The sequence below is a fragment of the Tenericutes bacterium MZ-XQ genome (assembly GCA_002838205.1).
Lineage (GTDB): Bacteria > Bacillota_I > Bacilli_A > Acholeplasmatales > Acholeplasmataceae > Mariniplasma.
Genome location: CP017950.1, coordinates 1144428 through 1168230, shown reverse-complemented (window position 1 = coordinate 1168230; position 23803 = coordinate 1144428). Strand labels below are relative to the sequence as shown.

Genomic DNA, 23803 nt, shown 5'->3' with positions numbered 1-23803 from the left:
GGAGTTATATGAAGTTATCCATTAGAGTATTACTACACACTTTAGGATTTATCATCATCGCACTTGGCATTTCAAGTATCCTAAACTCTAATTTAGGAGCTTCACCCATAGATGCATTTAATTATTTTTTGCAAAAAATAGTGGTAGAATTCATACCTTGGGCAACCATTGGAAGAGTGATTATTTTTACTGGATTGGTAGTTACCCTATTAACATTTTTACTTAATCTTGAGTATGATATGTTGATCAGTGCGATATTTTTATTTGTTGTTGGGATATTTGTTGATGGTTGGAATGCTTTATTTGCGCTCATTCCCATCGAGATTACATCATTGTTAGCGATTAAAATACTAATGGCAAGCTTAGGCATGATGCTCTGTGCTTTTGGAGTTGCGATCACGATTTTAACTGGACTTCCAGCATCACCTTATGAAAGACTTATGCTTGTTATTTATAAGAAAATTAAAGTGCTATCACTATCAAAGATTATTGTAGAAGGTTCGTTTTTTATCATCGCTGTTATTCTAGGCCTTATGACAAAAAGCTTATTTGAACAGGTTCATGTATTTACTGTCATTATGACATTTATGATGGGCATACTTGTTGGTATGTTCACACATATATTAAAAAAAATAAATCAAAAAGGAGAATTAAAGTATGAAGCTTAATAAAATGATTGATCACACAAAACTAGGTGCAAACATTTCTAAAGATCAAATTGATCAATTGATTGATGAAGCAAAGGCACATGACTTTAAGAGTGTATGCGTTAATCCAATCTGGGTTAAGTATGCAAAACATCATCTTAAAAAAACAGATGTCTTAGTATGTACAGTCATTGGTTTTCCTCATGGCACACACCATCATCTAGTTAAAGCCTATGAAACATTAGAAGCAATTAACGATGGTGCGGATGAGATAGACATGGTTATCAATGTCGCAGCATTAAAACAAAAAGACTATCACACAGTCCTTCAAGAAATCAAAGGTGTTGTAGAAAACGCCGATGGAAGATGTGTAAAAGTTATTATAGAAACAGGCTATTTAACTGACGAAGAAGTAGTAAAAGCGTGTGAACTAGCTGTTGAAGCAGAAGCTACTTTTGTGAAAACATCAACTGGTTTTGGTACTGGTGGTGCAACGGTTCATCATGTCGAACTAATGAAAAAAACTGTAGGAGAAAAAGCTTTTGTTAAGGCAAGCGGTGGTGTTAGAACTTATGATGATGCCATGAAAATGATCGAAGCAGGAGCAACTAGAATTGGTACATCAAATGGCGTAAGCATAGTCAATCAAAGGAGTGAAGAAAAAGATGCCAACACCTCATATTGAGTTAGAAAATAAAGATTTAATCGCAAAAACCGTATTAATGCCTGGAGACCCTTTAAGAGCAAAATTTATCGCAGAAACTTTTTTAACTAAAGTTGTTCAAATCAATACAGTTAGAAATATGTTTGGATATACAGGATACTTTGGTAAAAAGAAAGTCACTGTCATGGGTTCAGGTATGGGTATGCCAAGTATTGGTATATATAGTTACGAATTATTTAAGTTCTATGATGTAGAAAAGATTATTCGTATTGGTTCAGCTGGAGCTTATAGTCCAGAATTAAAACTATATGATGTATTGCTTGCTGAAAAAGCATATTCTGAATCATCTTATGCAAAAACAATGGGAGTATCAAGCCGTAAGGTTTTACCAGCATCTAAGCCTTTAAATAATAAAATTTTGAAGGCTGCTGAAAAGTTAAACATCCCAGTACATCTAACAACTATCCATTCATCTGATGTCTTTTATCGTTTGAACCCAGATGAGTATAAAGATATATATCAAAACCATGGTGCTGAAGCTGTTGAAATGGAATCATTTGCGTTATTTGCGAATGCAAAAGCATTAAAGAAAAAAGCTGCTTGTTTATTAACTGTTTCTGATTCGCTTGTGACACATGAGGCAACATCAGCGCAAGAACGTCAAGAAGCATTTACAAAAATGATGGAAGTTGCACTTAACAGCATCTAATGATCGGGATTAAAAACGAGTTTAAAACGATACAATTCGCGTTATTTTTTACAGGTATTGATAAAAAAGAAGAACGTGTGTATCGTTTTTTATTACCAAAATTACTCATTTCAAGCACAAAAAATTATCATACTAAAGCACTCATGTATCGTCATTTAGAAAACCTATATGGCGCACAACTTTATACAAAAACAGAAAAACATGCCAACTTTAATGTCATGTCTTTTATGTTGACAATTGTTGATCCAAAAATTGTTTTAAATCAAAACTTGGTTAAAGAAGCTGTAGCATTATTAAATGAGATATTTATGGATAGAACATCATTTAACGCGCAAATCTTCGAAGAAGAAAAAAGGCTTTTGATTGAACAATGGGAAGCTTTAAAAGATCACAAAAGAGCTTATGCAAATATTGAGTTTGCAAAATCGTTTTATGATGAAGATCTAGCAGCATATCCACTTTCGGGTACATTGGAAGATATTAAAAAAGTTTCTCTTGAAAATCTTTTATCATATTACCAGACTGCATTTTTTAATCAAGATATTAAAATCGTCATCAATGGGCATATAGAGACATTTATCGATGATATAAAAACGAGTCTTCTTGTAGAAACGAAAGATATGCAACTAAGCCCTGAGTTTGAGTTTAGAAAACCACATCCATTGGTGAAACGTTACGAAAAAACACATATGAACCAAGCGATTTTAAAATTAGGGTTTGTTTTGCCAATCTATCGATTTGATGGTCTCTATGAAGCCGCATTATGCTTTGACACAATGCTTGGTGGTTATCCAGAAAGTAGATTATTTAATGAAATTAGAGAGAAACAAGGTCTTTGTTATGATATTTCATCTAATTATGACTATTATAAAGGCACAATCGTCATCAGTAGTGGAGTTGCTAAGCACCAAAAAGATTATGCACTGGATGAAATCATCAAAGTTGCAAATAGTTTTGAGGAAAATCCTGTAACTCTTGAGGAATTAGAACATGCGAAAGCATATTTAACTCATCAGATAAAAAGCAGTTTAGATCATCAATCATACATGACAAAAAGATCTTTTTTCAGATCGATTTTCGGAGATACAACAACAACTGAGCAAAGATTAATCAACATAATGAAAGTATCTATAGAGGATATTCAAAAGGTTGCTTCTATGGTTACGTTAGATACTATCTATGTCTTATATGGAGGAGAGTCATGATTAAAAAATATCATCAAAGATTCAATGAACATGTATATATCATGAAACTCAAAAATGGTATGGAAGTTCATTTATTACCAAAAGATGATCCATATTACACCACTTATGTGGAGTTATCCATTCCATATGGTGCTTTATCATTAGATTATACATATCAAGATAAACTTTATCAAACACCTCCAGGGACTGCACATTTTATGGAACACAAAATATTCGCGATGCCTGATGGTGATGCGTTTTTAAAATTTTCTAATCTCGGCGTTGATGCGAATGCAATGACATCATACCACCAAACATCATTTGTTTTTAGTGCTACCGATCAAGTAATTCCAGCATTATCACATTTGTTAGACATGCTTGATACACCATATTTCACAAAAGAAAATGTGGAACAAGAAAAGTTAATCATTGAAGAAGAACTTAAGATGTATTTAGATGATCCACACTCAAAGATGCAAAATCAACTGATGGAAAATATGTACCATAATCATACTTTAAAACATGATATTGGCGGCACTGTGGATTCTATTCAAGATATTCATCCAGATATGCTAATGGACATCTACAAACACTTTTATAACCATCATAATAGACTATTAGTCATATCTGGGCATATTGACCTTAAAGCGTTAAAAGCTTTTTTTAAAGCTTATGATGAAGATAAAAAACTGGTAGATAAACCAAAGGTTATATTACCAAAAGAATCTAAGACCATTGTCAAAAAAGCAGAAATTGTCTACGATGATGTTCAAGTAGATAAGTTAATGATTGGTATCAAACTCGATCCCTTAGGAAGATTTGGAAAAGAACTTGTTAAGCGTGAGATGGTGATGACGATGTGTTTGAGTATACTTTTAGGGTCATCTTCAAAAATGTATGAATACTTATTAAATGAAAAATTGATTAATCAAAGTTTTTATGTCAATACAACATTTGAAAGAAAAGCAGAAAATATTGTGATTTTTGCAGAAAGCAAAAAGATAAATAAACTAAAAAATATATTAATTCAGTATTTAACAAAGGATGCATATGATGATTTGAATGAAGAAGATTTTATTAGACATAAGCGAGTTTACTTAGGACAATTCATTTTTGCACTCAATCATTTAGAAACGAAAACTTATCTTTATGGTAAATATAAACATCTAAAGTCTTCATTATTTGATGTCATCGATATGATGAATGATGTAACATATGAAGATATAAAATTTGCTTTAAAGAGAATCCAGAAACGAAAGATGAGCATATTAATCTATAAAAAGGCTAAATCATAGCCTTTTTTTTCTGACGTTTGGTGCATAGTGTTGTTAAATTTTTCTGATAAATCATTAACAAGGGCGAATATTAAACTTTTTATTTTGAGTGGAATTTTCCAAAACTAAAATGTTATAATGAACGTGCCAAACAAATAAACTAAGGAACCGCAAAAGCGAGTATTTTACCCTGGTTTGTTTGGCGACTTTCCTTAGTTGGGTGAAATACTCGCTTTTGTGGTCTAAGGAGTATTATGCCCAAGTTCAAAATATGTTCACTTTGTGGTACAGTTAATTCTCCAATCAAGCATGGTCGTACTAAGAATGGTAAACCGAGATTTAAGTGTAAATCTTGTATGGGAACTTTTATACAAGACGAATCTACAACAAGTTACTTAAATAATAGTGATTACATCTTCAAAAGATTTATTGGATTTATGATTGATGATGTAACTTTAGAAGTAATCGCAAGAAACCTAAGCATTGATATAAAGACAGCTTTATATTATCGATACCTTATCTTCGAATCTTTAAGAGATTACCAAGATGAGGTATTTTTGAATGGAACTATTCTAGTAGATGAGACTTTCGTCAGAATAAGTGATAAAAGATATAAACTGGTTAGACGTGATGGTAAGGGGATTAGAGGGATTTCATTTAATCATCTTTGCGTGATTACTTTGATAAGTTTAGAAGGAATAACTATAGCTAAAGTGTCATCAAGAGGAAACGCTTCACCAAAAAAGTTTATTGATTTATGTACAAAAAACATTGGAGAAGTGACTAAATTTATCCATGATGGATCGGTAATACAGAAACAATTTATGCGTCAATTTAGTGTCCCTAATTATGATGCACGCAGAGAATGTGATGGAAAATACAATACACTTTTAGTAGATTCATTACATAGCAATATAAAAAGATACTTATTCAAGCACGCAGGATATCGTCTAAAAAATCTACAACATTACATGAATTTTTTCGTTTATAGATATAATCATACGCCTAAATCAAAACACATTAACAGTCGTCAAATTATTGAAAGCAGGAATTCTATGATTGATGATTTATACAGAAGAGTTAAAAAGATAAAAAAGAGAATCACTTATAGAAATTTCCAAAGTGATCCTGGAATTACGGATGTACTAGAATCAGTGAGTAGTGATTATTATGAAAAATAACAACACTATGCACCAAACGTCAGCTTTTTTTTATAATGAAATGACCCATAGTCCATCAACCATATATCTTAACTCATTTTTACGAAATCATCTAAGAAAATATATAGTGAACATTCAATTGTCCATTTTTACTTCAATGACTCCTCATTTATACTAAAAAGAAAAAGGAGTTATTATGTTAAATCAATTAATACTTGTTGGTAGACTTGCAAAGGATCCTGAAACTAAGATTTTAGAAGATGGCAGAAAAGTCAGTGATATCATTCTTGCTGTTCAAAGAGGTTTTAAAAACATGGAAGGCAATTATGATACAGATTTTATTAAAGTATCTGTATGGGAGGGTTTAGCCACAGCAATAGAATCATATTGTGTAAAAGGAACGATGATTGCTGTTAAAGCAAGAGTACAAACCTATAAATACGAAATTGAACCTGAAAAACGACTAAATATGCTCGAAGTGATTGCTGAAAGAATTACGTTCTTATCATCAAGTCAAAAAAATGATCCAGATATAAAAGATTTAGAAGAAAAATAACACTTATTTAAAAAAGTGTTCAGTCTGTAGACAAAGTACAGTATCTTCGGATATTGTACTTTTTTATTTTTTGTTATAAAATGAAGGTGTGAGAGTACCAGTTTAAAAAGTGCGGCTTAGACTGCTTAAAAACACTTAAACCTAGAGTTTGATTAGTGTTCTGAGTACTCTCTTTTTATTTTTTAATCAAAAATGAACTTTTACCTATATATAAATATATAGGTAACATGGTAAAATAACAATAAAGGTTGGTGATTTCATGTTAACAAAACATCAAATAAACAATCGCGAAAACATCTTCATCATGGAAATGGATAAACTCGTTCCAAACAATCATCTAGTTAGAAAAATAGATAAAGCGATTGACTTCAGTTTTATTTATGATATTGTAGAAAATTTATATGCGGATGATATGGGAAGACCTTCTATAGACCCAGTCATTTTATTTAAGATTGTCTTTATTCAATATTTATTCAACATTAGATCCATGAGAAGAACAATTGAAGAAATCGAAGTTAATGCAGCATATCGGTGGTTTTTAGGATATGATTTTAATGATTTCGTCCCACATTTTTCAACCTTTGGAAAAAACTATGTACGTCGATTTGAAGGCACTTCTGTTTTTGAGGAGATATTTAATACGATTTTATATCAAGCTATGAAATTAAAGCTTGTCAAAATGGATAATATATTTGTCGATGCAACACATATTAAGGCATATGCAAATAAAAGACAAGTCAATGATATCTTAATCAATGATTCAACGAACAGGTATGTAGAAGCTCTACAAAAAGAAATCAATGAAGTTAGAAGTGAAGAAGGCAAAGAAGAAATAGACTTTAATGAAGCTAAAAAAGTAACAAAGAGTCTAACGGATCCGGACTGCGGTATGTTTCATAAAGGTGAGAAAGAAAGACAGTTAGCCTATAGTAACCAAGTGATCAGTGATGAAAACGGATGGGTATTAGCATCTCAAGTATTTCCGGGTAACTTACACGATAGTCAAACTGGACTTGAAACAGTCATTAATTATATAGATGCCCATGAAGAAGTTGACATGGCAGTCATGGATTCGGGGTATGATCATCCAGTATTACTTCATGAATTATTTAAACGAGGTGTTAAGCCTGTAATTCCTTATAAAAGACCTAAAGGAAGAAAAGGTGCAGGTGGATCATCCAATGCATTATATTTTACAAAACATAGATTCAAGTATATTGAACTTCATGATTATTATATTTGTCCAAATGAAAAAGTATTAACTTATAGAGGTACTAATAAACAAGGCTATAAAGCATATAAAACAAAAACGAAAGATTGTCTAAATTGTCCTTTTAAGACTCAGTGTACAAATCAAAAAACAAAAGTGATATTAAGGCATTTTTATGAAGCAGATAGTGAAGAAGCTAAACGGATTCGACTATCTGAGATTGGAAAAGAGGTATATCCGAAAAGAAAAACGTCAGTTGAAAGGGTTTTTGGAATTTCAAAAATGAATCATTGCCTGGGATTTACGTTTCTTAGAGGACTTAGGAAAAATGAGGATCGAAGCTTCATGATTTTAAGTATGTACAATTTGAAAAAATTAGCCACAATCATATGGTAATATCTTTACCATTCAACTGAAATTGAGTGAAAAACTCTTTTTTTATACTTCAAACGAAAAAAGAACATCTCTAAATGAGATATTCTTCATTGAAAACTGTTTTTGTCTACAGTCTGACACTTATTTAAAAAAGTGTTTTTTTTATGTTGACAATCAATACTATGCAATGTATAATAATACACGTAAGACAGTATGAGGTGGGTTATGAAACAGCAATTAAAAAAAGGTGTAATTGAAATCTTTGTCTTAGCATTATTAAGCAAAGGTGATTCATATGGATATAAGTTAATACAAGATTTATCGGATTTTGTAGAGATCAGCGAATCAACACTATATCCAATATTACGCCGTCTTGAAAAAGCAGGACAATTAAAGACATACAATGCTTTATATCAAGGTAGAAATAGAAAATATTACCAAATTACAAAAGCAGGATATCAAGCCATTGACGATTTTCTTGATGAATGGAAAGATATCAAAAAAATATATGATTTATTAACTAAGTGAGGCTAAGATGGAAAAATGGTTAAAAACGCTTGAGCAAAGATTAAGCAAAAAATTTAATAAAACTGAAGTTGATGAAGTAATCTCTTATTATGAAGAAATTATTAATGATCGACTTGAACATGGAGAAGCAATAGAAGATATTTTGAAACAGTATCATATGGCAACCATTGAAAGAGATATGATGGTAAGTGAGTTATCAAAAAGAGAAGTAAACTCAATACAGGATTTATTTAAGACTGTATTTCAGTTTTTCTTCATATTGATTGCAACACCTTTGTGGATTCCGATTGCAGTCATCTATTTCGTTAGTTTCGTCATCGTTTTTGTTTTCTTTATCGTTTCAATAGCCATATTTTTCAGTGGCCTTGCAGCAATCATTTATTATATAGCTGTTGCATTTACTGACATGACAAGTTTTTTAGAGGTGACAGGTTACATCGGTGTTGGACTTATCGTTATGTCTATCCTAAGTCTTATTAGTTTATGGTTTTATAAAGCTAGTCAAGGTGTTGCAAAAGGCTTATTTAAAGTTTTTGTTAATTTAATTAAAAAATATAGAGGTGTAAAATGAGAACAATGATGAAAGTATTATTTATTTTATTAGGTGTAGGAGTTATTTTTGTAATGGCAGCAATCATATTTGTGCCAGAATGGAGTTTAGTTGCCGGCACATTCAATAGTGATAGAGACTATGGTGAAATGATAACTCATGAAGAAGATCAAGTGATTACAGGTATAAAGCTAGAGTTAGAAAATAGACACATTGTAGTAAATAATGTTGATCAAGATGAGTTAACCATCAATTATTATGCAGAAGAAAACGACACATTTACGTTTGATATAGTTGATGATGTATTCGTTATGACACATGATTTTGAATCTTTTTGGCTTAATATCTTTTCATGGAATATGGTTTCAAGAGAGTATGTTACTGTTACAGTGAATATCCCAGAGACTTGGACACTTGAGTCAGTTGATTTAAAAACAATGACTGGCGATATCGATATGGATTTTGATGATGAAAAAACATATCAAAATGTAAGACTCTATAACCGTACAGGCTCAATGGATATATCAAATGTCACTGCATTAGAGTTATATGCACATACGGATACTGGTGATATTTTCATGAGTGATATCAATGTAAGTGGAGATTATGAAGTTGAGCTTTCAACTGGAGATATGACATTAAATGGAGTATCTGCAAATACATTTTCAGCTAAATCATCTACTGGTGACATTGAACTTATGGATATTACTGCAAATGATGCTACTGTAGATAATTCAACAGGAAGAATTTCGATTTCAGATAGTACATTTACAAGCTTAAACGCTGATATATCAACTGGAAGAATTGTATTAAATCATGTCATAGCAAATAGTTATATTTTAGAATCATCAACAGGCGATATTGTCGTTACACTATCAACAATAGATGATTATCGATTTGATCTAGAAACAGATACCGGCAAAATTAAAATCAATGGTAATAGTCAAGGTGATGAGTATCAAAGTCTAAATGGATCAATCATCTTCAGCGCAAATACAAATACCGGTAATATTACAATTGAAGTGGATGCTTAATTGCATCCATTTTTTTGATATCACTTAAATATTAAGTGATTATGTGCTACAATAAATTAAGGAGATGATGAAGATGAAAATAGATTTTAAACAAGAAGTTATTAATCGCAAAGATGATATTATAAGAGACTTAAAAGGTCTTATTAAAATTAATTCAGAGCTAACAACATACGACGCAAACAGAAAGGGTGCTCCATTTGGAGAAGGTATCAAAGAAGCACTTGATTTTATGCTTCAATTAGGTGAAAAAGATGGCTTTGATATAGTGAACTTAGATGGATATGCGGGACATATTTCTTATGGTAATCAAAAAGAATATGTTGGAACGATAGGACATTTAGATGTTGTACCTGCGGGTAATGATTGGACATATCCACCATATGGAGCAGAAATCCATGATAATAAGATGTATGGACGCGGTACTGAAGATGATAAAGGACCTACTATTGCGATCTATTATGCACTAAAAATATTAAAAGAATTAGGTGTACCACTATCTAAAAGAATTAAGCTGATTTTGGGAACAGATGAAGAAACAGCATGGAGAGGTGTACGTCATTACTTTAGTGTTTATCCAGAAATTCCAGTGTCAGGATTTATCCCAGATGCAGATTTCCCACTTATTTATGCTGAAAAAGGTATTTCTAGAATATTTATTGAAGGAAAACTAGAAAGCAAAGATATCATAAGTGTAAAAGGTGGATTTAGAGATAATATGGTTCCTGACTATGCAGAAGCATATTTAAATCCAACAAAATCATTTGATCAATTGTTTAAGGCATTTTTAAAAGAAAATAATTATCAAGGTGTCGTTGAAAAGCAAAACCAACAGTTCTACATCAAAGTTGTAGGCAAAAGTGCTCATGGATCAACGCCTCAATTTGGAGAAAATGCTATTGATCGATTGTTTGAGTTCTTTATGTATGCAGGTTTAGAAGATGAAATCGTTAAGCTCGCTGAAGAAAGATTAATTAAAGATATTCATGGTAATAAATTAGGTGTTAACTATCGAGATGAAGAGATGGGTGATTTGACTATCAATCTAGGTGCACTATCTACTACTGATGGTATGTATCGTTTCAATTTAAACTTAAGATATCCGAATGGTGTAGATTTTGATCAAGTAGTTCAACTTATCAATGAAAATGTGCAAATTTATGATGCTAAAGCCACTGTTGATAATCATCAGGAACTTCTATATGTTGATCCAAAATCTGATTTGGTTCAAAGTTTATTAAAAGTTTATCGTAAGCACACAGGTGATATGACAGAACCAATTATCATTGGTGGTGGAACATTTGCAAGAGCTTTACCAAATAGTGTAGCGTTTGGACCTCACTTTTTAGATAAACCTACATATATTCATCAAAAGAATGAATTTATTGATTTAGATGACTTTTTTAAAGCAATCATCATTTATACGGAAGCTTTATACGAATTAGCGAAATAAGGAGGCTTTATCATGAAAGCTTATCTTGATTTATGTAGACATGTATTAGAACATGGCACCTTTAAAATGGATCGTACCAAAACAGGAACCAAAAGTGTTTTTGGTTATCAAATGCGATTTGATTTAAGCGAAGGCTTTCCCCTTTTAACTACTAAAAAAGTTCACTTAAGATCAATTATTCATGAACTATTATGGTTTATTTCTGGGAATACCAATATTAAGTATCTCGTTGATAACGGGGTAAGAATTTGGAATGAATGGCCTTACGAAATTTTTAAAAAAAGTAAAGACTATCAAGGTGAATCTATGAATGATTTTGTCGAAAAAATCAAAAGTGATGATGATTTTGCGACTAAATATGGAGATTTAGGACCAGTTTATGGTGCACAATGGCGTAATTTTAACGGTATTGATCAACTCCAGTATATTCTAGATGAGCTAAAAAATAATCCAAATTCAAGACGGATGATTTTAAGTGCGTGGAACCCAAGTGAAATTCATAGTATGGCACTACCTCCTTGTCACACATTAATTCAATTTTATGTTGCTGATGGTAGGTTGTCACTTCAGTTATATCAAAGAAGTGCCGACATCTTTTTAGGTGTTCCCTTTAATATAGCTTCTTATGCTTTACTGTTAATGATGGTTGCACAAGTGACAGGCTATAAAGTCGGTGAGTTTGTACATACTTTAGGGGATGCACATATCTATCAAAACCATTTTGACCAGATTAAATTACAATTATCAAGAACGCCCAAACAACCACCAAAAATGATACTCAATCCAAATGTAAAATCTCTATATGATTTCAAATATGAGGATTTTGAATTAAAAGATTATGATCCACATCCTGCAATCAAAGGAAAAGTAGCCGTATGATTTCAATGATATGGGCAATGGATGAAAATTGGTTGATTGGTAAAGATAATGTATTACCTTGGCATTATCCAAAAGATTTGGCATATTTTAAAAATAAAACAAAAAATGAAGCGGTTTTAATGGGTGATATGACATATCAATCATTAAAAGGTTATTATAAAACAAAACCTTTACCTTTTAAAAAGGTTTATGTTGCAAACATAATGGATGCATTTTATCCTGATGCTATTCATGTTAAAGATATTTTTACTTTCATAAAAGAAACAAAAGAAGATATTTTTATTATTGGTGGAAAGACCATTTACAAATTATTATTGCCTCATGCAGATAGACTTTATATTACTTATGTTTTAGGACGTCATGAAGGTAATGTGTATTTCCCAAGTTTTGATTTAAGCAAATTCAAATTAATTGATAAAAAAATGGAAGACAGGTTGATTTTTGCAACCTACGAAAGGAAAGTCGTATGATCACAACTGTGTTTTTACTGATTGCAGTATTGTTTACTGCGATGATGCATGTCATCGTAGAATCTTCTTATTATATACTTCCTTTATGGTTTTTACTTAGTTTGGTTGTATCATTTATATTAACCATTTTATTTGTAGTTATTCAATTACCTTTGCTTTTAAAATTAAGTTACATGAGTAAGTATAAAAATTATGTATATCGGAGTGTTGCATACTTTTTAAATCGATTTATACTAAGATTAAAGCTTGAGGTTGAAGGATTAGAAAACGTGCCCAAAGACGGTAGATTGACTATTTATGCTAATCATAAATCATATGCTGATCCAGTTATTATGATGGAGATTATCAATCGTCCGACATCGTATACACCAAAAATGCCTGTTTATAAAATACCCATCATGCATACGTTATTAAAATCTGTTGGTGCATTTCCAATTGATAGAACAAGTGATAGAAACACTGCAAGAGCCATGGTTGATGCAGTAAAAGTTATAAAACAGGGGGTAGCAATGGTCATATTCCCAGAAGGTGGTATTAAAGACCGAAACGACATCAAAATGGTCGCAATGAGAGCTGGTGCTTATCGCGTAGGTATGAAAGCAGAAGCAGATTTATTACCAGTATCCATCCAAGGGACCACTGATATAAAGCATCGTGCTCCTTTTAGAAGCACTCATATTAAAGTTACCGTACATGAAGTTATAAAATATCAAGATGTTAAAGATCTAAAAACGTCAGATTTAGCAGATAAAGTCTTCAATATTATCAATAGTAGTTTAGAAAAAAATGACTAGCTTTCACTAGTCATTTTTTCATGTTTAAGCACTCTAACTTGCTGGTTTTTTATTTCAAAATATATAATATCACCATTATCTAGCATATAATTAGAAATTTGATATTTGGTGGGTTCTGCATAAGTCATTAGTGCTTTAATGACGTGAGAATGTGCAACACATAGAATCTGTTTATTATGATATCCTTTTTCCAACTGTAAAGCGGATTTAACAACTCTATGAATGAGTTTTTCATCATCTTCATAACCAGGATGGGTATAACCTTTTTGTCTAACTAATGGCATACCAATTTCAACAGGTTTACCATCTAAGTGATTGAAATCTCTTTCTACAAATCTTTGAATTACATGTATAGAGTGATGCATTTTAAGTTCATTTTTTATGATAAAAGCTGTTTCTAATGCTCTAGATAAAGGTGATGATAAGATTGCATCAAAGTTATGTTCACGATTGTTTAGGAATGCTCCAACTTTCTTTGCTTGGTCTTTTCCGTGATCATTTAATGGGTTATCTATACGGCCTTGAATAATCCCTTTTAAATTATATTGAGTTTGTCCATGTCTAACCATTGCAAGTATCATATTGTCCCTCTTTTCTACCTATCACATTATAACATAAAACATAAGTTTTATGATAAAATATATAGTAAGGAGACGTGATAAATATGCATATCGTAGATATTATAACTAAAAAAAGAGATGGCCATGCATTAACAAAACAAGAAATTGAGTATGTCATTAGTGCATATACAAAAGGAGATATACCTGATTATCAAATCAGTGCTTTTTTAATGGCAACCTATTTTAATCAAATGAATGATGAAGAAGCAACTTATCTTGCATTAGCGATGAGAGACTCTGGAGATTCCATTGATCTAAGTGATATTAAAGGGATTAAGGTTGACAAACACTCTACAGGTGGTGTAGGTGATAAAGTTACACTTATTTTAGGTCCGCTTTTAGCTTCATTAGGCGCGAAGTTTGCAAAAATGAGCGGTAGAGGTTTAGGTCATACGGGTGGTACCATCGATAAACTTGAAAGTATTCCAGGATATCAAGTTGAGATCAAAGTTGAGGATTTTATTAAGCAAGTCCAAGAGATAGGCATTGCAGTTGTGGGACAAAGTGGAGATGTTGCTCCTGCAGATAAAAAATTATATGCTTTAAGAGACGTAACTGCAACGGTTGATTGTATTCCGTTAATTGCATCTAGTATCATGTCAAAGAAACTTGCAAGTGGAGCAGATGCGATTTGTCTTGATGTTAAAGTTGGACATGGTGCTTTTATGAAGACTGAAGAAGAAGCAGAAAAACTTGCAAAACTGATGGTTGAAATTGGGAAATTAGCTGGTAAGAAAGTTACTGCAATACTAACTGGTATGGACGAACCATTAGGACACAAGATTGGTAATGCACTTGAAGTATATGAAGCAATAGAAACACTCCATGGAAAAGGACCTAAAGATTTAGTAGAAGTAACTTTGACCATCGGTGAACAACTCTTATTAGATGCAAATCTTGCATCAAATCAAAAAGAAGCTAGAACTATGCTTGAAGCAGCATTAAATGATGGAAGAGCTTATCAAAAATTCTTGGAACTCGTAGAAGCTCAAGGTGGAGATATAGATCCATTGAAACATCCAGAAAATCTACTTTCAGATAAAACAGTTGAAGTTTTAGTGCCAAAAGATGGTTATATCACTGAAATGAATGCTCTTGATATAGGTAAAGCAGCAATGAGACTCGGTGCAGGACGAGAAACAAAAGAAGATCAAATCCTTTTAGATGTTGGTATTGATTTACATAAAAAGATTGGTGATCAAGTTAAAAAAGGAGACGTTTTAGCTACCTTATATGTTAGAAACAAAGGTATAGATGAAGCTAAATCATTATTACTTGATGCGATCACTATTGGTCAAGAAAAAACTGAAATCGTATTGATCAAAAAGAAAATATCATAATATGGATGTGAAATATCCTGATTATAACAATTCGATATTAAATGTAAGTCATACCATTTTAGATTATTATAAAGCTGAAAGTAAGTATCCTGTGATACCGGAATTAAAGAAAGTTTTAGATTTAGGGTTTAAACATGTAGCTTTAATCTTACTTGATGGCATGGGGACAAACATTTTAGAAAAACATTTAGATGATCAATCATTCTTAAGGAAACACATGATAAAAAAAATCACATCAGTGTTTCCTCCGACTACAGTTGCTGCGACCAATGCAGTATTAACAACAAAACCACCTATTGTTAGTGGTTATTTAGGATGGGTTCAGTATTTTAAAAAAGAAAATACGAATCACGTAGTATTTTTAAATGAAGATTTTTATGATACGAAAAGAACATTTCACAATAACTTAAGAGAGACGTATATGAAACAAGATTTAATTTATGACTATATTAAACGAGCAAATACAGATGTTGAGACTTATGAATTGTTTCCTGATTTTAGACCAAATGGGTATAAAACATTTCATTTAGAACTTAAAAGACTAAAAGAGATTACAAATAAAAACCAAAAAAGTTTCTCTTATCTTTATTGGGCATATCCAGATCTTTTAGAACATGAAACTGGCATTTGTAGTGAACACGTTAAAGTGGAACTTGAGAAGCTTAATCATGACTTAGAAATGTTTAGTCAAACGATGAATGAAGATACCGTGATCATTGTAATTGCAGACCATGGTTTAATTGATGTTGAGCCCATTGAACTATATAAACATGAAGAACTCATGAAAATGTTACTTAGAATGCCATCTATTGAGCCAAGAGCGACTAACTTTTTTGTGAAACCTTTTAAGAAACATAAGTTCAAAAAAATGTTTAATGAAACTTATGGAAATGATTATAAGCTATTATCAAAACGTGAACTTATCTATAGTGGATTACTTGGGCAGGGTGAACAACATCCGCTCATAGATTCATTTTTAGGCGATTTTATGGCGATATCAATATCTAATAAATACTTCAAATTTAAAGAAGGTAAATTATTTAAAGCACATCATGCGGGACTCCTTGCAGGAGAGATGGAAGTACCACTGATTGTTTACCACAAAAAAAATGAGAGACTCAAATGAGTTTCTCATTTTTGTATATTATTTTACTTCTTTTTTTGGTTTATCGCTTTTAGCAATTTCAGCTGCCATCATGATCGATGATGCTAAATCAGTAACGTTCGTTGGAACAACAATCTTAGTTGATTGTCCATCAGCAACTTTAGCTAATGCTTCATAACCTTTAATCTTTAATACAGCTTCGTCAGGCATTGAATCTTTAATGAGTTTGATACCTAACGCTTCAGCTTCTTTTAATTTATAAATCGCTTCAGCTTCACCTTCAGCTTCTCTAATCTTTTGTTCTTTAACAGCATTTGCTCTTAGAATAACAGCTTCAGCTTCACCTTCAGCTTTAAGAATTTCAGCACGTTTTTGACCTTCAGCAATCAAAATGGTTTGACGTCTTTCACGTTCAGCACGCATTTGTTTTTCCATTGAATCACGGATGTCTTTAGGTGGAAGAATATTCTTAACCTCAACACGATTCACCTTGATACCCCATGGGTCAGTTGCTTCATCTAAGATACGTCTCATTTGTGTGTTGATTAAATCTCTTGAAGTAAGTGTTTGGTCTAAATCAAGATCGCCAATGATATTACGTAACGTAGTTGCGGATATTTTTTCAATCGCTAACATAGGGTTTTCTGTACCGTATGTATAAGCTTTTGGATCAGTGATTGAGAAGAATACAACTGTATCAATTTGCATGGTAACATTATCTTTTGTAATTACTGGTTGTGGATCAAAGTCTTTCACTTGTTCTTTTAATGAAACAACACTAACAACACGATCTAATATTGGAACTAAGAAGTGAATACCTACACCCCAAGTTGTATAATATCCACCAAGACGTTCAACCACATATTTTTTAGTTTGCGTAACTAATCTAAAACTAGCTGCAGCAATCAGTAATAATATACCGCCAACAATAAGTAGTGTTAATCCAATAGGACTCAACATTACAGGTGAGACAAATAAATCTAATAAGTTCATATGATTTCCTCTTTCTAATTTTTATTATATTTTTTTAACAATTAATTTAACGCCTTCAACATCAAATACTCTAACTTTTTCACCAGTGACAATCGTTTCATCAGAAATTGCTGACCATTCTTGGGATCTAAGTTTAACAACACCAACGGTAGAAGGAGTAATATCTGTTGTAACATATCCTTCTTGTCCAATGACTGAGTCAACATTAGTTTTTATTTCATTGACCTTAAAGTATTTCATGACTACTGGTCTAGTAAATAGGAACAATACTGTTGTTACGACAATAAATGATAATATTTGTAGCCATTCAGGTAATCCTATGAGTGCAAAAATAAAACTTGGAGTTGCACCTAATGAGAACCAAATACTTACCATATCTGCAGTCGCAAACTCAAATGCTAAAGCAAATACAAAAATACCTAACCAAACCCAAATTAACCATTCCATATATTAAGCTTCCTCCTTCAAATCTACAATTAAGATTTGTTCTTTCTCGCTCCAAGATGCCTTATATTTTTTGACATCTTCTGATAAATCAATATGAGCCATTTCGCATATTTCGTCCATAAATGCTTTGTTTGTAACACGACTATAGGATGATTTCACTGTAATACGGTATTTGTTATTATCTGGAATATCGTGTCTTAGTGCATGTTCTTTATCTAATGGCTTTATAAAGATTTTCATATCATCTTTATTGTAACCGAGCATAACACTATAAGCTGTTTCGAAAAATGTAGTAGCAGGTTTATTAAGTGTCAAATTGCCTTTTGCTAGAGTCACAATACAGTCTTTTGGTTTTTCATTGAACCAAGTTATTTGCATACGTTATCACTCCTTTGATAACGTTATTATACTCCAAAATTATTTAAAATACAATATAATTACAAAAAATTATTTTAAATTAAGGTTTCTTATATGGAACCCATATGTTTTTGCATAATCTATTGTTTCTTCTATAATATCCAATTTATCTACTTGATGAATCATTGAATCTATGATGTACTGATGAATTGTTTCTCTTGAGTCAAGCGCACCATAAACAAATGTCTTTGGTTCAAAAATTTGCATATCATAAGATACTTCAATATGTTTAATATCATCTTCGATTTTATATTTTAATGTTTTTTTAACATGTATCTGTTCAAGAGAAACAGTTTCAATGTTTCTATCGATTAAAGGCACAATAAAATGAATACCTGGTTGATCAATCATACGATGAAATTTCCCCAGTCTTTCAATAAACATAACTTCATTTATTCTGACGATTTTAAAACTAGGAATTAAAATCATGAGTAACAGTGCAAACATCACTAAGATTGCTGTAATCACTTCATTTGGCATATATACACTTCCTTTTCTTATTTGTTGTATTAAAAAATGTTTTATGATAGAATTTAAATGATCACTACGGGGAGCTTCGCGCTGAGAGGACTAATATAGTCGACCCGAATTACCTGATCTGGATCATACCAGCGGAGGGATAGTCGAGTTATTTGAATCAATCGAACTATCAATTTCTTTGGTTATCCATAGAAATTTTTTATTTTTCTAAGGAGGAAAAGAAATGAATCAAAGTATCGAAACAAAGAAGATGATTGCTACAATTAACCTACTGGCAATCGCAATCGTCTTAGATGTTGTGCTAAGTAGTATACCTGGATTAAATCTAAGTATGCCATTTGGAGGTAAGTTTTTTGGATTGTCCATGTTGCCAATCGTCCTGATTGGACTTATGTTTGGTCTAAAATATGGACTGATTTCAGGGTTTATCTATGCACTTTATAATTTTGGTGTTGATTATATCGTGTATCTAGAAACATTGAGAATAACCCTTGAAGGTTGGACTGGAGAATCATGGGGTGCATTTAGAATATTCTTGCTAATCTTATTTGATTATATTATTCCATTTATGGCATTTGGATTATCAGGGTTATTCAAAAATGGGCTTGATCAAAGAATGCAATTTATTTACGCATTCCTTTTAGTTAGTGCAATTCGTTTAGCATCATCAACACTGAGTGGTGTTATCTTATGGAGTAGTAGTATTGAGTATGCATCAAGTCAAGTTGAAGCAGGTAATGAATCTCCAAATATTGCAACCCAAATATTTGCATTTGTTGGTAACAAGATTTGGTTATATAGTTTAGGATATAATTTCATCTATATTACAACGACTTTAGCAACCACTTTAGTCATTGGATTACTAGTTTATAGACGTCTTCAAGTCCTTAATAGAGATTATTTTTTAGCAAAATAATACTTGTCAATGACTTTTAAGTAATCTAATCTTGGCGAGAACCCAAATTGAATTGGAAATGCTTCGTTTTTAAAAGCACTATAAGGGATGGATTTTCGTCCCTTTTTTTCATCAAATTGAAGATCCCAATATTTAAATAAAACATGTGCTGGAAGCATAAAATATTCATCAAATTGTTTAAAATGAACTATTAAAAAAGCAATACCACCATGATTTTCGACATGTCTTAAGTGTTCGATTTGATGGGAGTGAATATTCTTTAGTGGCATCGAGGTTTTTGAGTTAGTTTCTTTAGCATCAAAATCGATGTATTTTCCCTTATAAATCCCATTAAAATCAGTCGTTGAAGGTGTTTTATAGTAAGCTTCAACGATTTTAGCTTTGTTTCGTGCAGGATAACTCACATTCACCACTTGTATAGGTGTTGGTTTTTTATGGATAACAGCGATATCAGCATTTAAATAGTAATTGTTGGTCGTTTCAATATCGCCTTCTAGAGTCATTCCTAAATTCGCACGATTATTTATTTTTTCTTGTTTCTTACGTTTGATTGGATAATTGATCATATATGTTTCACCTATATTCATCATATCATAATACCGAAACAAAATCATTGTTATATTCTAAAAAAATGGTATAATAAAAATAGTAAAAAGCGTTGCTTAGTTTTATATAAAGGATGTGTTATTTTGAGTCAGATTAGGTTTTTTGCTTTAGGCGGACTCGGCGAGAATGGGAAAAACATGTATGTCGTCGATGTTGACAAAGATTTATTTATATTAGATACAGGGATTAAATATCCGAGTGCAGAGTTATATGGGGTGGATGAAATCATACCTGATTATCGAGTCTTAATACGTGCTAAAGACCGTATTAAAGGCATTTTTTTGTCGCATGCTCATGAAGATCATATCAGTGCACTACCTCATATTTTAAAGGACTTAAATGTTCCTGTTTATGCGACTAATTTCACGATGCAAATCGTTAAAGATTTATTAAAGGAAGAAGAATTTAATTTAGAAGATTATAAACTTAATACGATTACACAAAATAGTATCATCAAGTTCGGAAGCGTCAGAGTGAGTTTCTTTAACACGACACACTCAATTCCAGAGTCAATAGGTATTGCTATTCATACACTTGATGGTGTTATTGTTTATACCTCAGACTTTACATTTGACCAAAGTGGACACATTCAATATCATACAGATTTTAAGAAGATTAATGAATTAGCTGAAAAAAATGTACTAGCTTTACTGATGGAATCTTTAGGTTCAACCTTGATTTTAAATGGTGGCGTGAATCAAAATTTAAACAGTAAGCTAAATAGTGTTTTTGCAAATGCAGAAGGAAGAATTATTGTCTCTTTATTCTCTTCAGATTTAAAGAAAATACAACGCGTTGTTGATATGTGCTTAGCTCATCACAAAAAGATAGCGATTATCGGTAGAAGAGCACAAAGAATCGTTGATATTGCGATTGGTGATGGGTACTTAGATATACCTAAATCTAGTTTAGTTAACTTGAAATTTATTGATGACAAGAACAAAAACGACGATAAAGATATTGTTGCGCTTGTCACTGGTAATCGTCATGAACCATTTTTCATGCTTCAAAGAATGTGCAAAAGAATAGATAGACTGATTCACATTTCTGATCAAGATACAGTCATCTTAATGACACCTCCTGTTCCTGGAACTGAGAAGATGGCAGCAAGAACGCTTGATGTATTATATAGAAGTGATGCAAAAGTAGAAAATATTGATAAAAGATTGTTAACTGCTGCACATGCTACTGGCGAAGAATTGAAAATGATGATGAATTTATTAAAACCTAAATATATTGTTCCTACAATTGGTGAATATCGTCATCAATATGGATTAAAACGATTAGCAGTCGAAATAGGTTATGATCCTGAAGAAGTATTTATTTTAGATAACGGAGATGTTTTAAACATTAAGGATAAAGATGCATTTGTATCTAGAAATGAAATAACAGTTGGAGATATTTTAATTGATGGTACTGCTGTTGGTGATGTCAATGATTACGTTATGAAAGATCGTGAACTTTTAGCAGAAGATGGAGCATTACTTATTGTTGCTCATGTTTCACCAAAACAAAAGAAAATCTTGGGTGAAGTTGAAATAGTCACTAAAGGGTTTGTATACGTGCAAGAATCAGAAGAAATCCTAACTAAAGTTAAAGAATTATTTTATAAGACTAGTGAGAAACATTTAAATGGTAAATATATCAATTGGAATGAGTTCAAACGTGATGTTAGAAATGATATCAACCGCTACATTTATCAAGAAATACGAAGAAGTCCAATTACTATTCCAGTCATTATATCGACTGAACTATAGGAGGTCTTATGAAAATTTATACAAAAAGGGGAGATTCTGGTGAAACAGATCTACTCGTAAGAAGAGTTAAGAAAAATGATTTTCATATCGAAGTCAATGGACAAATTGATGAAGTGATGGCAACTATTTTAGTTGCGAAACAACACATTAAAGACCAAAAAACTTTAGATTTGTTAGATAAAATCCACTATACATTTTATCAAATGGCCTATGAGATTGCTTTAGATGATTTAAAACAAATTAAAGTCTTTGAAACCGATGTTTTATTATTAGAAAAAGAAATTGATCACATGGATGAAACTTTAGAAAAATTGACGAAATTCATTCAACTTGATCAAAATTTAGCACAAGCATGGCTCAATATGTGTCGTGTAAAGACTAGAGCATTAGAACGTGTTTTAGTAGAACTAGATAGTCATAAAAAAGTTAATGACCATACGTTAAAATATGTCAATAGACTCTCAGATTTCTTCTTTACTTTAGGGAGAACATATGAAATAAGATAAGATAAGTTAACTTATCTTATTTTTTAATTTACAATGTAAGCGGTTTCGTGTTATCATAGTCTTGATGAAAGGCGGGATAATAATGAGAACAGTTAAAGTAGTTATATGGGGATTTGGAGCCATGGGACAAGGTATGGCAGACATGCTACTAACAAAAAAAGGCGTAGAAATAGTTGGTGTTTGTGACATTAACCCTAAAATCGTTGGAAAGAAGGTTAATGACTTGCTTGAAAGCAAGGCTTCTTGTGATGCTGTGATATCAAATGACATCGATCATCTTCTTGATGAACAAAAACCTGATGTCGTAATGCTTTGTACGGATAGTTTTGTAAAAGGAGCATTCCAAAAGATTAAAAAAGTTGTTGAGAAAAAAGTGAACTGTATCACCACAGCTGAAGAGATGGCTTATCCATATCAATCACATAAAGCATTATCAGAAGAAATGGATGAGTTAGCTAAGAAGCATGGTGTCACCATATTAGGTACTGGAATTAATCCAGGGTTTGTTATGGATTTTTTGGTCCTTGCACTTACTGGTACAATGAAAGATGTTAGTCATATTGATGTAAAACGTGTCAATAGTTTGAGTCCTTTTGGACCTGCAGTCATGGATGAACAAGGTGTTGGAGATACACTTGAAAAGTATCATGAACGTATTGAAAACAATGATTTAGCAGGTCATGTTGGTTTTAATCAAAGTGTACATATGATTTTTAAAGGTTTAGGTATTCATCCAACAAGATTCGAACAACAAATGAAACCGATTATTACTACTGTAGATAGAAAATCAAAATATGGATTTGCGAAGAAAGGCACATTGGCAGGTATCAATATGACCGCTCAAGGATATATGGGTGATGATCAATTCTTAAATATGGATCATCCTCAACAAATCGAACCAAATCTTGAAGGTGTTCATACTGGAGATTATATCGATATTTATGGTTCTCCTGATATCCATATGGCGATTACACCTGAAATTGAAGGTGGCTTAGGAACAATTGCGATTTGTGTCAATATGATTCCACATGTCATCAATGCTAGACCAGGTTTAAAAACAATGTTAGATTTACCAATCCCAAGAGCAATCCTTGGTGATATGAGAGATATGATTGAAGAGGAACTCGTTTGA

27 protein-coding genes and 1 other annotated feature are annotated in these 23803 nt (G+C 31.9%); of the genes, 21 read left to right on the top strand and 6 right to left on the bottom strand.

What is annotated here, in order from left to right:
- Positions 1-8: 8 nt before the first annotated feature.
- The 15 genes from BK011_05730 to BK011_05660 all read left to right on the top strand — a co-directional run bounded on the left by BK011_05730 (position 9) and on the right by BK011_05660 (position 13484).
- Positions 9-668, top strand: a complete 660-nt coding sequence (locus tag BK011_05730) for a hypothetical protein (GenBank protein AUD65206.1) — start codon at positions 9-11, stop codon at positions 666-668.
- Positions 658-1332 (top strand): deoxyribose-phosphate aldolase, encoded by a 675-nt coding sequence (locus tag BK011_05725; GenBank protein ID AUD65205.1) that lies wholly within the window; start codon positions 658-660, stop codon positions 1330-1332. Before BK011_05730 ends, BK011_05725 begins: the two co-directional genes overlap by 11 nt.
- Positions 1313-2020: a purine-nucleoside phosphorylase gene (locus BK011_05720; GenBank protein AUD65204.1), complete on the top strand. Its 708-nt coding sequence runs from the start codon at positions 1313-1315 to the stop codon at positions 2018-2020. Before BK011_05725 ends, BK011_05720 begins: the two co-directional genes overlap by 20 nt.
- Positions 2020-3225, top strand: coding sequence for a hypothetical protein (locus BK011_05715; GenBank protein AUD65203.1), 1206 nt, complete (start codon positions 2020-2022; stop codon positions 3223-3225). Before BK011_05720 ends, BK011_05715 begins: the two co-directional genes overlap by 1 nt.
- The gene (locus BK011_05710) at positions 3222-4499 is read left to right on the top strand and encodes a hypothetical protein (protein ID AUD65202.1); all 1278 of its coding nucleotides are present in this window, start codon (positions 3222-3224) and stop codon (positions 4497-4499) included. Before BK011_05715 ends, BK011_05710 begins: the two co-directional genes overlap by 4 nt.
- Positions 4500-4732: 233 nt before the next feature.
- Positions 4733-5659 carry a hypothetical protein gene (locus tag BK011_05705; protein AUD65201.1) on the top strand — a complete coding sequence of 309 codons (927 nt, stop codon included), beginning with the start codon at positions 4733-4735 and terminating at the stop codon, positions 5657-5659.
- Between the two features lie 175 nt (positions 5660-5834).
- Positions 5835-6194 carry a single-stranded DNA-binding protein gene (locus BK011_05700; GenBank protein AUD65200.1) on the top strand — a complete coding sequence of 120 codons (360 nt, stop codon included), beginning with the start codon at positions 5835-5837 and terminating at the stop codon, positions 6192-6194.
- 259 nt (positions 6195-6453) lie between these two features.
- Complete coding sequence (locus BK011_05695) at positions 6454-7800, top strand: hypothetical protein (GenBank protein ID AUD65199.1); 1347 nt, start codon at positions 6454-6456, stop codon at positions 7798-7800.
- 204 nt (positions 7801-8004) lie between these two features.
- On the top strand, positions 8005-8307 hold the full coding sequence (locus BK011_05690; GenBank protein AUD65198.1) for a PadR family transcriptional regulator: 303 nt from the start codon (positions 8005-8007) through the stop codon (positions 8305-8307).
- Positions 8308-8314: 7 nt separating this feature from the next.
- Entirely contained in the window at positions 8315-8878 is a 564-nt protein-coding gene (locus BK011_05685) for a hypothetical protein (GenBank protein AUD65197.1), read from the top strand.
- Entirely contained in the window at positions 8875-9891 is a 1017-nt protein-coding gene (locus BK011_05680; protein AUD65196.1) for a hypothetical protein, read from the top strand. The genes BK011_05685 and BK011_05680 overlap by 4 nt, the downstream gene beginning before the upstream one ends.
- A 73-nt stretch (positions 9892-9964) precedes the next feature.
- Entirely contained in the window at positions 9965-11341 is a 1377-nt protein-coding gene (locus BK011_05675) for a dipeptidase PepV (GenBank protein ID AUD65195.1), read from the top strand.
- Between the two features lie 12 nt (positions 11342-11353).
- Positions 11354-12220: a thymidylate synthase gene (locus BK011_05670; protein AUD65194.1), complete on the top strand. Its 867-nt coding sequence runs from the start codon at positions 11354-11356 to the stop codon at positions 12218-12220.
- On the top strand, positions 12217-12690 hold the full coding sequence (locus tag BK011_05665; protein ID AUD65193.1) for a hypothetical protein: 474 nt from the start codon (positions 12217-12219) through the stop codon (positions 12688-12690). Before BK011_05670 ends, BK011_05665 begins: the two co-directional genes overlap by 4 nt.
- Positions 12687-13484, top strand: a complete 798-nt coding sequence (locus tag BK011_05660) for a hypothetical protein (GenBank protein AUD65192.1) — start codon at positions 12687-12689, stop codon at positions 13482-13484. The genes BK011_05665 and BK011_05660 overlap by 4 nt, the downstream gene beginning before the upstream one ends.
- Here BK011_05660 and BK011_05655 read toward each other — a convergent pair.
- Positions 13481-14065, bottom strand: a complete 585-nt coding sequence (locus BK011_05655) for a hypothetical protein (GenBank protein AUD65191.1) — start codon at positions 14063-14065, stop codon at positions 13481-13483. The genes BK011_05660 and BK011_05655 overlap by 4 nt on opposite strands.
- A gap of 83 nt (positions 14066-14148) precedes the next feature.
- Here BK011_05655 and deoA point away from each other — a divergent pair, with 83 nt between their 5' ends.
- Both deoA and BK011_05645 read left to right on the top strand, forming a co-directional pair.
- Entirely contained in the window at positions 14149-15444 is a 1296-nt protein-coding gene (gene deoA / locus BK011_05650; GenBank protein ID AUD65190.1) for a pyrimidine-nucleoside phosphorylase, read from the top strand.
- A 1-nt stretch (position 15445) separates the two neighbouring features.
- Positions 15446-16570 (top strand): hypothetical protein, encoded by a 1125-nt coding sequence (locus BK011_05645; protein AUD65189.1) that lies wholly within the window; start codon positions 15446-15448, stop codon positions 16568-16570.
- 18 nt (positions 16571-16588) lie between these two features.
- On the opposite strand, the gene BK011_05640 is transcribed toward BK011_05645, so the two are convergent.
- The 4 genes from BK011_05640 to BK011_05625 form a co-directional block, all read right to left on the bottom strand.
- Complete coding sequence (locus BK011_05640; GenBank protein ID AUD66156.1) at positions 16589-17509, bottom strand: peptidase; 921 nt, start codon at positions 17507-17509, stop codon at positions 16589-16591.
- A 57-nt stretch (positions 17510-17566) separates the two neighbouring features.
- Positions 17567-17989 (bottom strand): hypothetical protein, encoded by a 423-nt coding sequence (locus BK011_05635; protein ID AUD65188.1) that lies wholly within the window; start codon positions 17987-17989, stop codon positions 17567-17569.
- Positions 17990-17992: 3 nt separating this feature from the next.
- The gene (locus BK011_05630; GenBank protein ID AUD65187.1) at positions 17993-18367 is read right to left on the bottom strand and encodes a hypothetical protein; all 375 of its coding nucleotides are present in this window, start codon (positions 18365-18367) and stop codon (positions 17993-17995) included.
- A gap of 69 nt (positions 18368-18436) precedes the next feature.
- Positions 18437-18886, bottom strand: coding sequence for a hypothetical protein (locus BK011_05625; GenBank protein AUD65186.1), 450 nt, complete (start codon positions 18884-18886; stop codon positions 18437-18439).
- Positions 18887-18943: 57 nt separating this feature from the next.
- Positions 18944-19043 (top strand) — a binding site (TPP riboswitch).
- A gap of 66 nt (positions 19044-19109) precedes the next feature.
- On the opposite strand from BK011_05625, the gene BK011_05620 reads away from it, so the two are divergent.
- Positions 19110-19802 carry a hypothetical protein gene (locus BK011_05620; protein AUD65185.1) on the top strand — a complete coding sequence of 231 codons (693 nt, stop codon included), beginning with the start codon at positions 19110-19112 and terminating at the stop codon, positions 19800-19802.
- On the opposite strand, the gene BK011_05615 is transcribed toward BK011_05620, so the two are convergent.
- Complete coding sequence (locus tag BK011_05615; GenBank protein AUD65184.1) at positions 19784-20368, bottom strand: Holliday junction resolvase RecU; 585 nt, start codon at positions 20366-20368, stop codon at positions 19784-19786. The two genes, BK011_05620 and BK011_05615, sit on opposite strands and share 19 nt — an antisense overlap.
- A gap of 123 nt (positions 20369-20491) precedes the next feature.
- Between BK011_05615 and BK011_05610 the strand changes: the two genes are divergently transcribed.
- The 3 genes from BK011_05610 to BK011_05600 all read left to right on the top strand — a co-directional run bounded on the left by BK011_05610 (position 20492) and on the right by BK011_05600 (position 23803).
- Positions 20492-22165 (top strand): RNase J family beta-CASP ribonuclease, encoded by a 1674-nt coding sequence (locus BK011_05610; protein ID AUD65183.1) that lies wholly within the window; start codon positions 20492-20494, stop codon positions 22163-22165.
- An 8-nt stretch (positions 22166-22173) separates the two neighbouring features.
- Positions 22174-22671: an ATP:cob(I)alamin adenosyltransferase gene (locus tag BK011_05605; protein AUD65182.1), complete on the top strand. Its 498-nt coding sequence runs from the start codon at positions 22174-22176 to the stop codon at positions 22669-22671.
- Positions 22672-22753: 82 nt separating this feature from the next.
- Entirely contained in the window at positions 22754-23803 is a 1050-nt protein-coding gene (locus BK011_05600; GenBank protein ID AUD65181.1) for a dihydrodipicolinate reductase, read from the top strand.

Excerpts from the sequence above, each read along its gene's own strand:
- BK011_05730 (AUD65206.1), top strand. The coding sequence starts at position 9 with ATGAAGTTATCCATTAGAGTATTACTACACACTTTAGGATTTATCATC.
- BK011_05620 (AUD65185.1), top strand. The coding sequence starts at position 19,110 with ATGAATCAAAGTATCGAAACAAAGAAGATGATTGCTACAATTAACCTA.
- BK011_05625 (AUD65186.1), bottom strand. The coding sequence starts at position 18,886 with ATGCCAAATGAAGTGATTACAGCAATCTTAGTGATGTTTGCACTGTTA.
- BK011_05685 (AUD65197.1), top strand. The coding sequence starts at position 8,315 with ATGGAAAAATGGTTAAAAACGCTTGAGCAAAGATTAAGCAAAAAATTT.
- BK011_05665 (AUD65193.1), top strand. The coding sequence starts at position 12,217 with ATGATTTCAATGATATGGGCAATGGATGAAAATTGGTTGATTGGTAAA.
- BK011_05720 (AUD65204.1), top strand. The coding sequence starts at position 1,313 with ATGCCAACACCTCATATTGAGTTAGAAAATAAAGATTTAATCGCAAAA.
- BK011_05655 (AUD65191.1), bottom strand. The coding sequence starts at position 14,065 with ATGATACTTGCAATGGTTAGACATGGACAAACTCAATATAATTTAAAA.
- BK011_05675 (AUD65195.1), top strand. The coding sequence starts at position 9,965 with ATGAAAATAGATTTTAAACAAGAAGTTATTAATCGCAAAGATGATATT.
- BK011_05710 (AUD65202.1), top strand. The coding sequence starts at position 3,222 with ATGATTAAAAAATATCATCAAAGATTCAATGAACATGTATATATCATG.
- BK011_05615 (AUD65184.1), bottom strand. The coding sequence starts at position 20,368 with ATGATCAATTATCCAATCAAACGTAAGAAACAAGAAAAAATAAATAAT.
- BK011_05605 (AUD65182.1), top strand. The coding sequence starts at position 22,174 with ATGAAAATTTATACAAAAAGGGGAGATTCTGGTGAAACAGATCTACTC.
- BK011_05670 (AUD65194.1), top strand. The coding sequence starts at position 11,354 with ATGAAAGCTTATCTTGATTTATGTAGACATGTATTAGAACATGGCACC.
- BK011_05635 (AUD65188.1), bottom strand. The coding sequence starts at position 17,989 with ATGGAATGGTTAATTTGGGTTTGGTTAGGTATTTTTGTATTTGCTTTA.
- BK011_05600 (AUD65181.1), top strand. The coding sequence starts at position 22,754 with ATGAGAACAGTTAAAGTAGTTATATGGGGATTTGGAGCCATGGGACAA.
- BK011_05700 (AUD65200.1), top strand. The coding sequence starts at position 5,835 with ATGTTAAATCAATTAATACTTGTTGGTAGACTTGCAAAGGATCCTGAA.
- BK011_05705 (AUD65201.1), top strand. The coding sequence starts at position 4,733 with ATGCCCAAGTTCAAAATATGTTCACTTTGTGGTACAGTTAATTCTCCA.
- BK011_05690 (AUD65198.1), top strand. The coding sequence starts at position 8,005 with ATGAAACAGCAATTAAAAAAAGGTGTAATTGAAATCTTTGTCTTAGCA.
- BK011_05660 (AUD65192.1), top strand. The coding sequence starts at position 12,687 with ATGATCACAACTGTGTTTTTACTGATTGCAGTATTGTTTACTGCGATG.
- BK011_05640 (AUD66156.1), bottom strand. The coding sequence starts at position 17,509 with ATGTTGAGTCCTATTGGATTAACACTACTTATTGTTGGCGGTATATTA.
- deoA (AUD65190.1), top strand. The coding sequence starts at position 14,149 with ATGCATATCGTAGATATTATAACTAAAAAAAGAGATGGCCATGCATTA.
- BK011_05680 (AUD65196.1), top strand. The coding sequence starts at position 8,875 with ATGAGAACAATGATGAAAGTATTATTTATTTTATTAGGTGTAGGAGTT.
- BK011_05645 (AUD65189.1), top strand. The coding sequence starts at position 15,446 with ATGGATGTGAAATATCCTGATTATAACAATTCGATATTAAATGTAAGT.
- BK011_05725 (AUD65205.1), top strand. The coding sequence starts at position 658 with ATGAAGCTTAATAAAATGATTGATCACACAAAACTAGGTGCAAACATT.
- BK011_05630 (AUD65187.1), bottom strand. The coding sequence starts at position 18,367 with ATGCAAATAACTTGGTTCAATGAAAAACCAAAAGACTGTATTGTGACT.
- BK011_05715 (AUD65203.1), top strand. The coding sequence starts at position 2,020 with ATGATCGGGATTAAAAACGAGTTTAAAACGATACAATTCGCGTTATTT.
- BK011_05695 (AUD65199.1), top strand. The coding sequence starts at position 6,454 with ATGTTAACAAAACATCAAATAAACAATCGCGAAAACATCTTCATCATG.